General features: G+C 34.3%; 9 protein-coding genes. 7 read left to right on the forward strand and 2 right to left on the reverse strand.

Annotated features, from left to right (window positions below; all coding sequences use genetic code 11):
* The first annotated feature begins 27 nt into the window (after positions 1-27).
* Positions 28-1,473 carry a hypothetical protein gene (locus tag AA089_RS14935; RefSeq protein ID WP_156169043.1) on the forward strand — a complete coding sequence of 482 codons (1,446 nt, stop codon included), beginning with the start codon at positions 28-30 and terminating at the stop codon, positions 1,471-1,473.
* A gap of 1 nt (position 1,474) precedes the next feature.
* On the opposite strand, the gene AA089_RS14940 is transcribed toward AA089_RS14935, so the two are convergent.
* Entirely contained in the window at positions 1,475-2,179 is a 705-nt protein-coding gene (locus AA089_RS14940) for a LytR/AlgR family response regulator transcription factor (RefSeq protein ID WP_046757782.1), read from the reverse strand.
* The gene (locus AA089_RS14945; RefSeq protein WP_241480003.1) at positions 2,169-3,179 is read right to left on the reverse strand and encodes a sensor histidine kinase; all 1,011 of its coding nucleotides are present in this window, start codon (positions 3,177-3,179) and stop codon (positions 2,169-2,171) included. Before AA089_RS14945 ends, AA089_RS14940 begins: the two co-directional genes overlap by 11 nt.
* Before the next feature lie 293 nt (positions 3,180-3,472).
* Here AA089_RS14945 and AA089_RS14950 point away from each other — a divergent pair, with 293 nt between their 5' ends.
* The 6 genes from AA089_RS14950 to AA089_RS14975 all read left to right on the forward strand — a co-directional run bounded on the left by AA089_RS14950 (position 3,473) and on the right by AA089_RS14975 (position 13,472).
* Positions 3,473-5,827, forward strand: coding sequence for a TonB-dependent receptor domain-containing protein (locus AA089_RS14950; RefSeq protein WP_046757783.1), 2,355 nt, complete (start codon positions 3,473-3,475; stop codon positions 5,825-5,827).
* Between the two features lie 213 nt (positions 5,828-6,040).
* Positions 6,041-6,538 carry a nuclear transport factor 2 family protein gene (locus tag AA089_RS14955; RefSeq protein WP_046757784.1) on the forward strand — a complete coding sequence of 166 codons (498 nt, stop codon included), beginning with the start codon at positions 6,041-6,043 and terminating at the stop codon, positions 6,536-6,538.
* A gap of 60 nt (positions 6,539-6,598) precedes the next feature.
* Positions 6,599-7,927: a tetratricopeptide repeat protein gene (locus AA089_RS14960; RefSeq protein WP_046757785.1), complete on the forward strand. Its 1,329-nt coding sequence runs from the start codon at positions 6,599-6,601 to the stop codon at positions 7,925-7,927.
* 145 nt (positions 7,928-8,072) lie between these two features.
* Entirely contained in the window at positions 8,073-9,737 is a 1,665-nt protein-coding gene (locus AA089_RS23765) for a helix-turn-helix domain-containing protein (protein WP_053002453.1), read from the forward strand.
* A 93-nt stretch (positions 9,738-9,830) separates the two neighbouring features.
* Positions 9,831-11,801, forward strand: coding sequence for a serine hydrolase (locus AA089_RS14970; RefSeq protein WP_053002455.1), 1,971 nt, complete (start codon positions 9,831-9,833; stop codon positions 11,799-11,801).
* 750 nt (positions 11,802-12,551) lie between these two features.
* A complete protein-coding gene (locus AA089_RS14975; RefSeq protein WP_046757786.1) occupies positions 12,552-13,472 on the forward strand; it encodes a hypothetical protein in 921 nt (306 codons plus the stop codon).
* Positions 13,473-13,521: the final 49 nt, after the last annotated feature.

The raw sequence follows: 13,521 nt of genomic DNA on the forward strand, positions 1-13,521 counted from the left end.
CGTATTTTAGGAACCTAAAATACGCCAATGAAATTTTTATACTTCTTCCTTCTATGCAGTTGTTATGTTGTCAATGCGCAACCTGGAGATTATATGGCAATACGTAAAGCAAAATTGCAACAAATTGAAACCGAATTGCAAAATGATCCGAATAATACGTTACTACTTTGGAAACGTATAGATATTGTATTTCGACCAAATTTTGACATATATAAAAAACCAGGTGTCGTGCAAAGATTTCGTTACCGAGATGATGCAACTCCATATTATATTTTTGATGATTTGGATTATTTAATTGCAAAAAATGACACGATACAATATAGAAATCAAACCGTGTCATTAGCCGATTATTATCTAAGAAGAGGCGAGTTTTTCTATTTTCTTGGATATGTAGAATATGCGGTTGCGGATTATGAAGCGGCACTTGAACTGAATCCGTCATTTAAACTAAAACGGAAACTATGTTTGGCATTGGCAAGGTATTATTACACCAAAGAAGATGGCAATTCCATAGAAAATTATGAAAAAGCCTTGGCTTACATAGATTTGGTTACGCCAAAGGAAGATATTAACAAGTCGTATGTGCAATCTTATAAAGTCAATCGTGATTATTTTGAAAAGGAAAAAATACTATTGTTAAAGGCAACTCAGAATTCGGAACGTTTGGTAACCTATTTAAAATGTATTGCAAAAAAGTATGTGTCATTCTATCAAACAGAAAAAGAAAAATCAGAAGCGTATCAAAAAAGGCATTCGTATTCAATTCAACATGCTTTACGCTTAGGTTTTGATAAGTTACATCAAATTGCTGAACATTTTTATGAAAACGGTCAGTACGAAAAAGCCAAAAAAATCATTGAAAACGTCATTGCATTCTTGCCAAGAAATAAAGATGGATATTACTACGAAAGCTATGCATATGGAAATTACTATCTGTTACGTTCCAAAATATATCGTACAGCCATGTTTCATGATGTTTCCTTAGAAATTGACAACTTGCTCGAAGGTTTTGGCGATCCAACGCAAGGATTAGCTTGGCAAGGTAAAAAGTTTGCCGATCGTTTGGATGAATTGTTGCAACGATATCCGTATGAACCCAAGTTATATCTGGCGAAAGCGATCTATCTTAAAAAAACGGAATATAAAAAAGGAGCTATAAACGTATTCGAAAATATCTTTTCATACCTACACCAAAGTGAACAATTAGGACTAAAAGAGTATAGAATATACTATTTGAAAGCGTTATTGTTAAAACTAGAAAAAAGATACGAAGAAGCTTTGCGCGAAATAACAAAAGCTACAGTTTTATATGAAGGTCATACAAACGTATATGCGTTAAAATTACGTCTTTTAGAAAATCTAGAATCTAGTACTGAAGTAGAAATAGCAATGGCAAGAAAACAATTAGAAACTGCTAAAAAACTAGCAAAAGTTGATAGTATTGGTATTTTGAAAATGATTACGACATTATAAACTACTCCTTCAAAACAGCCAACACATATTCCTTATAACTAGCGCCAATAGGAACTTCTACATCAGTAAGTTCAATATCATGTGGCGTAAAAGCAGTGACTTTTTTACTATTAATCAAATACGATCTGTGTACACGTAGAAATGCATGTTTCGCAAGTTCAGCTTCCAAATCGCTAATCTTTTGTTTAGATACAATACACTTTGAAGCCGTATGAATCTTTACATAATCTTTTAAACTTTCTATATAATTAATAGCTGAAACAGCAACTTTGTGATACTTCGTTCCTGACTTGATTTGAATCAAGGTTTCCACTTCATTTTTTGGCGTAGCAACCGCAATTTGTGTAGGTTTAATATCTCTGTAAAATCGTTCCACAGCTCTAAAAAAACGATCAAACGTGATTGGTTTCAATAAATAATCAGCAACGTCCAAATCGTAACTTTCCAACGCATATTCTCTATACGCAGTGGTAAAAATAGTTTTGGGCGGATGACGTAATGATTTCAAAAATTCGATTCCTGTAATCGTTGGCATTTTAATATCTAAAAACAGCAAATCAATTTCGTGTGTATTCAAAATTTCCAAAGCTTTCATCGCATTATTGCAAGTCGCCACAACTTCAAAAGAAGCAATCTTTGAAATATGATTTTCTAGCAATTTTATTGCCAACGGTTCGTCATCAACTAGTAAACATTTAACTTTCATGCGCTGTAGTTTTTAAGGTAATGACAACCTGAAACGAGTTTTCTTGTTGTTCAATAGCAATGGTATGTGTATTTGGATATAACAACTCCAATTGTTTTTTACTATTCTCCAAACCAATGGCACCACCAGATTTTTCTTGTGGTAATTTTGCAGTAGTATTAAATACGGTAAAGGTCAATACGTCTTCTTCCTGTGTAAGATTAATGGTAATTTTAGGACTTCCAGAATCTTCGCCAGCGCCATGTTTAAACGCATTTTCAACCATAGACAATAAAATCAACGGTGCAATTTCTGTCTGCGGCGCAACATGATGTGTAAAAGTTACTTCCAAACGTTCGTCATAGCGCAATCGTTCCAACGAAATATAATTTTCTAGCAACGTAATTTCTCCCGCCAAGGGTACATATTTTTGATTGCAGCGATATAAAACATAATCTAAAATCTCAGACAATTTTCCAATAGATTCAGACGTTTTTGGCGAATTGATAATCGACAACGAATAAATATTATTCAAGGTATTAAACAAAAAATGCGGATTCAACTGTGCTTTCAACATCTTCAATTCAATAGCAGTTTTTTCCTTTTTCAAAGATTGTTCTTCAATACGTTCAAAGGTCAATTTTATCAAAAGAAAGAACAAAGCAATTGAATAAATCGTCAAAAAATAACCGCTAATCAATTTTCCCCAATCGGTTAAAATCTCTAAAATCGGTTCTTGATGAAACGGCATCGGACGGAACATGGGTTCCGCAATATGCACCATTAACACACGAGAAAAAGCACAAATAATATAGGCGCTTATCACTGCGTAAATCGTAAAAAGCACATACTTTTTAGTATACAAAAACTTAGGAAGTAGCCAATACGCTAAAAAATAGGAGATCATAATTTGCGGAATAATATGCGCTCCTCGGGCAATCACAAAAACCCAAATTGGATCATTATCTTCTATCGGATCAGAAAATATCAAGAATAAATACAAGATAATCCAAAAAATCACGTGTTTCAAAACGCGTCGGTTTTCTATATAGCTAAAAATATTTTTTATCATCTGTATCATAACATATCAAATCTAATAATATTCATAAAAGTACACATTACACTTCTATAAAAATTACAGATCGATGAATGCGGTCAAAAAAGACCCAAACACCCTAAAAAAGTAGACGAATCCAGTATTGGCGAAAAATATCCATGTCTGACGATTAAAAAACCATGTTCGGCTATTTGTAAAAATAGCGTTGGTTAAAGCAACATATTTGTGGCATCAATCAAATTAAAAAAACAACGAACATGAAAAAAATCATCATCCTATTAGTGTATTTGGCGGTAATGCTTGCCACTGCACAACAAAGCAAAAAACAAACCATTACAGGAAACGTATTGGACAAAACAACACAGCAACCGTTAGAATATGCCACAATTACCATACTGGATACCAAAACGAATACAGTATTAGAAGGTGGCATTACAAATGCAAGTGGAAACTTTTCGCTGACGATCGAAAAAGGAATCTACAATATTAATGTAGAATTCATTTCTTTTAAAACATACACATTAAAATCAGTTGCTATTGAAAAAGATATGAATCTGGGAACGATCAATTTGGAGGAAGATTTAGAAGCGTTGGGAGAAGTTGAAATTGTTGCTGAAAAATCAACGGTAGAATTAAAACTAGATAAAAAAGTATTCAATGTTGGAAAAGACTTGCTTACACAAGGCGGAACTGTGAATGATATCTTAGACAATGTGCCTTCAGTAACTGTAGATGCTGGTGGCGGAATCAGCTTGCGCGGGAACGGAAATGTGCGTATTCTCATCAATGGAAAACCTTCAGCGTTGGTTGCGAATAATGGTTTGGATCAAATTCCAGGAGAAACCATTGAAAAAGTTGAGGTCATCACAAATCCTTCCGCACGTTACGAAGCACAAGGAACAGCTGGAATCATCAATATCATTCTAAAAAAGAACAAAAAAGGAGGATTGAGCGGTTCGGTACAATTGGGCGCGGGAAATCCAAGAGATTACAGAGCGAATCTAAATTTGACGTACAAAACAGATAAAATAAATCTATTTACAAATGTTGGCTATCGAAATTCAAATTTCTTTGGAGAAGAAACTACACGCCAAGTTGTAACAAACAACGGAATTACAAATGGATTAACGCAACATAACGATCAAGATAGAAATGACAATGCACACAATATCTTTTTTGGTGGCGATTATTATATAAATGATCAAAATACATTAACAGCAAGTTTTTATCATACTTTCTTGAAAAATACGGATGAAACCCGTTTAAATTATTCCTTTTTAGACGCCACAGGAGCAATTGATAGTACGATTTCTCGTATAGAAAACTACAAAGAGCCGCAAAATTTCAATCGATTAGAAATGAATTATGTAAAAACATTTGACAAAAAAGGGCAGAAGCTAGAAATGGACGTACAATATGATTTTTGGAATGATGATGAGCAAGAAAGTATTCGTCAGCAACGAACCTTTCCAACAACGACAGACTTTACAACCATTCGTAGTGACGATGTGGAAAGTAGCAAAGACTTTCTGTTTCAAGCAAATTTTGTATCTCCATTAACAGAAACATCACGATTAGAAACGGGTTTTAGAGCCGAAATACGAAGAATCACAAGTGATTATATGGTACATATTGACGATCAATTAGTGCCCGATTTGGACAATGAATTAGACTACAACGAACGTATTTACGGTGTATATGCACAATACGGAGACAAAATAGGGAAGTTTAGTTACTTATTAGGATTGCGTGTAGAACACTCAAACATTGGTATTGATGATGAAAAACGATTATTTAGTGATGACAAAGACTATACAAATTTGTTTCCAACGGCACATTTTTCATATCAACTTGCAGAACGAACAGACGTACAATTAAGTTACAGCAGACGGATCAACCGACCACGATTTTGGCAATTGAATCCTTTTGGCGGATTGACAGATTTTAGAAATCTATTTGCAGGAAACCCAGATTTAAATCCTATGTATACAAATGCATTTGAAGTAGCATTTTTAAAACGTTGGGGAAAATTTTCGATCAATCCATCGCTCTATTACCAACACACCAACGACTTTTTCAACTTTGTCACTACACAAACGGATGATGGAAACTTTGTTACATTTCCAGTCAATTTAGACACGGAAGATCGTATCGGTTTTGAACTATCTACAACCTACAATCCATTCAAATGGTGGCGAATTTCAGGAGAATTCAATTTCTTTCAGTACGATCAAAAAGGAGATTTTGAAGGACAAAACTTTAATACCAAAGATGAAGCTTGGTTTACGCGAATCAACTCAAGATTTCGTTTCAAAAAAGGACTATCTATGCAAACGAGTTTTAACTATACGGGAAGAAATCAAAACGGACAAACCTTGCAAAAAGCACAATATTTTGCAGATTTCGCCATCAGTAAAGACATTTTCAACGACAAAGGCGCGCTTACGTTAAATATTAGAAACGTATTTGACTCACGAATTCAAGACAGAGTTGTCACAGGAGAAAACTTCCGTTTGGAATCTGAAAGAAAAGCCATTGGAAGAAGAATTTCGCTCACATTTGTATACCGATTCAATCGTAAAAAAGGACAACGTGATCGATTGCCAGATTAACGATTGTTGAATTTTAATTATCTACAGTTGTCACTTCTGTAAAGGTTAAGTAATTCGTTGACACTTTTGGTCAAACTTAGAAGTGTAAACTCTCATAAATCAACTGTTTCGTCTACATTTTACAAACTGTATCAAAAACAATCAAAAAATAATGGAAGTGTAACAAATTATAGGTTTTGTTGTCTACTAAGTATCAATCAAAAAAACAAAACCATGAAATCAAAATTACTACTCTTATTAGCGTGTGGCATCTTTACAACTTCTTGTATTTCGGTACGAACCAAATCCAAACGAACCATTGTCAAACAAGAAACATACACACCTATTGATCAAGAATTATACAATACGATTGTTGCATTAGACAAACGTTTTTTTGATGCGTATAATACGTGCGATTTAAAAACTCAAGCCGAACTCATTTCGGAAGATTTAGAATTTTTTCACGATCAAGGCGGACTGGCGACGTCCAAAACACAAATTATGGAAGCGATGAAAAACAATGTCTGTGGAAAAGTTACGCGTACACTAATTGAAGGCACAACCGAAGTATATCCAATTCCAGGTTACGGCGCTGTGCAATTGGGAACACATAAATTCTTCAACAATCAAGAGCCAAATGCAAAACAAATTCCAAGCAAATTTGTGACGGTTTGGAAAAACGACAATGGAATTTGGACGATGACGCGTATTATTAGTACACATAAAAGCTAACCCAATTTTGATCTTCAATATGATTATCATAGTTTTAGCATTTACAACGAATTTCCAGCAATGAGAAAAATCATACTTGTACTTCTTTTTAGTGTTTCATTCATCAATGTGAATGCACAAATGAGCGAAAAGACTAAAGAAGCTTTGCAAAAAGCTCAAACAGAACTTACGCCAGCGTTTCAATATTTCTTTTCAGATTGTGTAGTCAATAAAGATTGTGATGATTGTGTAGAAGAACTTGTGTCAAAAGTAACAAACGAATATCAAGCGTATGTAGTTGCGGGCGCATTGTACAATATTGATCCGAAAGCATCGTACACATTGCATAAAACAGCTTGTGAAAAAGTGCCAAATGCGCTCAATTTTAATTTAGAATATGCATTGGAAAGTCACAGAGCAGGAGATTACGAAACGGCTATTAAACACTATAAAATATACAAAAAAGAAGTTGAAAAAGATTATAGAGTTGATGTTTGGTTGAGTGAATGTTACCTCAATTTAGACAAGTATGCAAAAGCAATTGAACATTGGAAAGCGGCAAATCATGCAAAAAATCATGTCGGAATTGACAAAGCCGTTCATATCATTCATGGAAAAACAGACCAATTGCAAAAGCGTTCAAACTTAGTGGCGAACGTCAAGGAAAAAGATTCAAAAAGCGCGTACGAACTAATTTTTCTTGACATGAATTGGGAATTAGATTGGTGGAATTCAAACATTCAAGACTACTTTTTGGAGAAAGATATGGAAATCATCAAAAGTGTTTTTGGTGTTGAAAGTAAAGAATACAAACATGTATCGGCGTATAAAAAAATCAAGGAACTTTCTAAAGAATTCAGTAATAACGATGTGTTTAAAAAAGCATTCACGGAAGCAAAGCTCATTCTTGATAACAATCAAATTCCAGAAAATGGAAACATCGCTTCCGATCTTCTTAGAATTGCATTTCAAAACAAACTGTTGGATGAAACTACATTTTTTGAAAAAAGAGGAAAAGAAATAATTGCCTTAGCAGATACACAGAAAGATATAGAACTACTTAATATCTATGCATATTTAGAATCCACTGTTACAGGACGTGTTACTGCTGAAACGGATAAAAAAGGTTGGAACGAATACAACAGTGAAAAATTCGCGATTAGCTATTTCATTGGATTGGCAGACAAAAACACCTTTGACAATCCTGATTTGGCAAAAGCATTACAAGACTTTCCAAACTCGTCTAAAATTCATTGGGTAAAACTCAACTGTGCAAAAATTGAAGGAAAAGCTATTAAACAAGATCTCATTGCGGTTTTAAAAAAAGAATTTAAAACCTTGGGTTCTGATCCAAATACATATTCCTACGCGCTCAAAAGTTATTTCTACTTACTTGAAAACGAACTGTAGCTTACGAAGAAAAACTAACAATTACCATTGGTTTTAGTAAATTGTGTAAACGATCAATCAACACACTAATACCAACCAATTAAACAAAAAAGTACAATACTCAATTCATTTTCTGCGTATCTTTAGGTAACGAAACCTACCTAAAATGTTACATTGGAATCTATACAATACCACAATTTTTGTGGGCGCTATTGGACTGTTATGTCTAGTTCTGTATCATATTTTCACTCGTAAAATAAGTGACCAAACTACACGCTATTTCTTTTGGTTTGTCGTATTAACAGCAATTGCCATTTTGCAATACATTTCGTTCGACATTGGATTTTCTCGAAAATTTAAAGCGATTATGCTGTTCTTTTTTCCGTTCGAATTTCTAGCGCCAGTCATCTTTACGGCGTTTACCTGTTCGTATTTGCAAAACGAAGCACTCTTTCAAAAATACAAATATTACTTGCTCATTCCGTTCATAGTATTCTTCCTTATTTACACTGTTGTGAAAATAAATGTCTTTGTCGATTACACTATACTATCACGCAAAACGGTTAGCAACATTCGGATGGAATGGAATGAAAACCTAGCATTACTCTTTACATTTATCATTGAAGTCTGGAATTATAACATCATCAAAAATTACGAAAAAAGCTTGGGCGAACTCTCGTATCAAGTGGTCATTCGGAAAACAAAATGGTTGAAAAATATCTACATTACGTTAATCTTACTCAGTATATTTTGGCTCTTAACGCTTTTATACATAAAAATTGATGATAATGTCGGAGGAAACGATACCTATTATCCACTTTGGATCGCCTATCTCGTTTGTTACTATATATTTTTTATAAAAAGTATAACACACTTAGAAAACATTCAAAAAGAAAGAAATGCAGAAGAAAAGACCTTTAATCTCTCAGGTTTAGACGAACTATTTGAACCCGAAACCATAAAAATTCTAAAGCAAAATCAATCGCAAGTCATTGCTATTTTAAGCTACTTTGCGACGTCACTATTTGACAAAAACAAAACAAAAGAAGTTCTTTGGGATATCCTAGAAAATTGTATATCCAGACTACAACTAGAAGACTGCGTATTGTATTTATTAGATACAAAAAGGATGGTGTTGCAACAAGAAGCCGCTTTTGGAAACAAAAAAGAAGCTACATTTGAAATTTACAAGCCAAAAGAAATTCCTGTGGGGAAAGGCATTGTAGGAAGCGTTGCAAAAACAGGAAACTACGAACTTATTAAAGATACAAGCAAAGACAAACGTTATATTATAGACGACAAAGTTCGTTTATCCGAATTGGCGGTTCCAATTTTTATAGAAGACACACTGGTTGGTGTCTTAGATGCTGAACATTCCGAACGGAACTTTTTCACAGAAAATCATCTGTGTTTGTTTCAACTCATTGCAAAACTTACAGAAAACAAATTGCTACAACTACAACAACAGAAAAAAGGGCTCCACATTGCAGATGACAATCTTTATTACAAAAAAATATGTGTCTTAATGGAAGAAGAAAAACGCTATCGTGATCCAGAAATAAAACTTGCCACACTATCAAAAGAAATCAATATTAGCGCTAATTATCTTTCACAACTCATCAACACACTTAGCGGACATAACTTTTCTGATTTTGTCAATAGTTATCGTATTGAAGAAATAAAAGCCAAACTACTTCATCCAGCATTTGCGGAATATCCTGTACTGTCTATCGGACTAGAAGCGGGTTTCAATTCCAAATCGGCTTTTTACAATTCGTTCAAAAAACATACGGGAATGTCCCCCACGGTATTCAGGGAAAAACACCCATAAACGTCCTGATTCTTTTAGTTTCAACAATACGGGACACTCAGAACCATTGCCAACACTAGGTTTGCATCGTTATTAATTTTAAAAATCAAAATGATGAATACAAAAACAAAATTGGCAATCTGGGGAATGTTACTTCTATTTTCATTCTCCTTTGCAGGAACAAAAAAAGGCGAAAACGGTCACAATGAAGAAAAACCGTATGCAACAAAAACATTAAAAAGTCACAGAGCGCGTCATGCACTTTCGTCGGCACAATATCAAACGGAAGTAAACAACTTTGTGAGAGCAGGATACAAACTTACCTATGTAGATGGATATTATGTAAACGGGAAAACAAGATTTGCAGGATTGTGGGAAAAGGGAAATCCATCGGAACAAATATTGCGTCACAACCTAACGTCAAAACAATTTCAACAAGAATTTTCAAAAAATCACAATAATGGCTATCGTTTGGTACATATTGATGGATATTCTAATGGAAAAAAAGCACTATACGCTGCCATTTGGGAAAAGCAAAGTACAAGAGGATTACGTGCACGTCACGGACTCACAGGAACACAATATGCTGCCGAATTCAGAAAGAATAAAAGTGATGGCTATCGATTGGTACACATTAGCGGTTATGGTGTAAAAGGAAGAACATACTATGCGGCTATCTGGAAAAAAGGAAACCCAAACGGTTATATAGCGCGTCACGGTTTGTCAAGTAAACAATACCAAGAAACGGTTACTAAATACTGGAAACAAGGTTACCGAGTAACCCAAGTAGATAGTTATGATGTACGCAAAAAAACGTATTACGCTTGCATCATGGAAAAAAAATCTGGACGATTTACAGCGCGTCATCTTATGAATGCAAAAGACTATCAACTAGAATTTGACAATCATTACTATCAAGGATATGTGCCAATTTCAGTTAGCGGACACGACGCAGGAAAAAGTGCAGGCTATACGGCAGCTTTCAAAAATGTAACAACGTGGAAAAGTAGTGATACCAATCAATTGGATAGTAAAATCAAAAAAGTGATGAAAGATTTCAAGGTTCCTGGAGTTTCTATCGGAATCGTAAAAGATGGAAAACTGGTCTATGCAAAAGGATACGGTTATGGAAATAAAGAAGATAAAACCATTGCATCAGCGACCAGTTTAATGCGATTGGCAAGTGTGTCCAAACCAATTACGGCAGTAGCGATCATGAAACTTGTAGAGCAGAAAAAACTAAACCTTAGCGACAAAGTTTTTAGCAATAAACTCTTAGGAACAAACTATGGTAAAAAATCATTAAGCAATCGTGAAAAAGCCATTACAGTACAGCAATTATTAGAACATACAGCAGGTGGCAATACGTGGGACAACAACTTAAAACCAGAAGGAATCGACACTTGGGGCGCACCTATGTTTCAAAAGAAAAATCTAAGTCAAGACAAACTCATTGGTTGGGTTTTAGACGATCGCAATCCGAGTCACACACCTGGAACACGTTACCATTACTCAAATTACGGATATTGTTTATTAGGAAGAATCATTGAAAAGAAGACAGGGAAAAATTATGAAAGCTATGTTCGAAACAGCATTCTAAAACCATGTGGAATTTCACAAATGGTAATTGGCGCTAACGAAAAAAAGAAGCGTAAATACAAAGAAGTGATATACTATTCCAATGGAAATCCATATGCATTGCAAATGCAACGAATGGACAGTCATGGTGGTTGGATTGGTTCAGCAATAGACTTAATGCGATTCATGGTTCGTGTAGACAAGCAAAGTTCTAAAAAAGACATTCTAAAAAGTAGCACGATCACAACAATGACGACAGGTTCATCAGCCAATGGAGGTTATGCCAAAGGTTGGTCTGTAAATGGAAATAACTGGGCGCATGGTGGAAGTATGAGTGGAACAGGAACTTATATGAAAAAAATGAGCAATGGCGTGAGTTATGTGTTCTTAACAAACTTTTCAAAAAACTATGAAGAAGGCGATCCTACACACCGAAGCGAACTCAAAAAAGCAATGGAAGAAGGAATCGGAGCCATCAAATTTTGGCCAGACCTAGATTTATTCTAATGAAACTCAATTTTGAAAAGTCGAAGACGTATTCAAAATTGTTAGTTGAATTAGCTCCGCTGAAAAGCGGAGTCTTTTTCTAACGCAACTAATAATTTAAAAATTTACCAAGAAGCATTCTCATGCTTGATTTGCCACTGCTCGGAAAGCGATTTTCGTGTGGTGGTTTCTCACTTCATATTTTTTAATTGTTGCGTAGGCAGGAATCCATTTTAGAACGTCTTTGCGAGGAAACATGACGAAGTAATCTCTTCCTGCAAATAAAAATGTTCTTGTAAACATCATGCTAAACTTATTTTCAGCATCTCACTCACGGTAATGTGATCTTGAATCAAGTTCAAGATGACGTTTGTTTTTCCCTTTGTAAATAATGTGAGTTCAACGTAGGAGTGATTACTGTCGAATATAAAGCATCCAATAGTAAGTAGTTGTCAGTTCGAGCGCAGTCGAGAACACAAGAAAACATGAATTTTAATTGCATCTCGATAGCTTTGCTTTGTATTTTCAATCAAAAAATATTTCGATTTTAATAAAGCTCAATTTGATATTTTTAGTAAAGTGTTAATAATCAATCACATGTAAATAAAGGATTGTTCTTGTAAGTGTTATGTTTGTTACAAAAGTAACTGCCAGTGCAACACTACTTCACAAAAGTCTTCACGGGTTTTCTGTTCGGTTTTTATTTGTTAAATTAGATGCTGAACTATACAACAAAACAACACACAAACACGCTGTAGTGAACTTGAGAAAATGAAAACACTAATCAAAATCATACTATTTACATTTATGGGATTATTTACTTCTTCTTTGGAACAAAAAGACGAAAAACATATTTATTTGGCTGGTTGGGAAGCTGAATTTAATGGAGACGAACAATGTCAAAAATTTCTTGAAACCCAAGTTGTAGATAAAAAAACGGCAAACCATGTTTGGAGTTCAATTGACCTTGTCTTTAAAGATAACAAACTCATAAAAGCGTATGATATTGACGAAGGAATTAGAAGCGAAAGAAAATTAAAAGAAAGTGAGCTAGGATTTGAATTTCAAGAATTAGTACCCAATCAAATTTATGGCTTTACCCAAGTATCCAAATCTGAAAGTTACTTTGGTGGAGAAATCCCAAAAGAATTCTCTATTCCAAAATTTGAATTCAATGCACCTTTTCAATATTTGGGAAAACTCTCTAAATCAGACGAAGCGTTTAATTGGCTTCCTTTCGATTTGCATTTAGTAGCTCCAATCTATATAAATTTTGATAAATTATATATTGACTATTCAGATCCATTAAAACCAAAAGTTCTAAACATAGAGAAACTTAAAGAAACGGATAATTCATATGATGATATACAGCCAAATTCTGAAATAGTTTATGAAAAAGTATTCATAGCTACAGAAAAAACAAATGATTTTGAAAGTATCGGTTTTACAGGAGTTCCCAATTGGATTCAATATCCTGAAATTCCTACGTGTCCAAAATCAAAGAAAACAATGAAATTTCTTTGCCAATTGACCGACGCACTTGAAGTCAAAACCAAAAGAACAAACGTACACCCAAAAGACGAATGGTATACACAATACTTTGAAAATATGAATTTTTGGGGAGACGGAGATTTATACATATTCTTCGATCCTGAAAGTAAAGTAGCTTGTTTTATAATTCAAATGACATAAAACGGTCTATACATCACCGTACAAAATTGATTGTGAGTACAAGTCTACT

The sequence above is a fragment of the Kordia jejudonensis genome (assembly GCF_001005315.1).
GTDB lineage: Bacteria > Bacteroidota > Bacteroidia > Flavobacteriales > Flavobacteriaceae > Kordia > Kordia jejudonensis.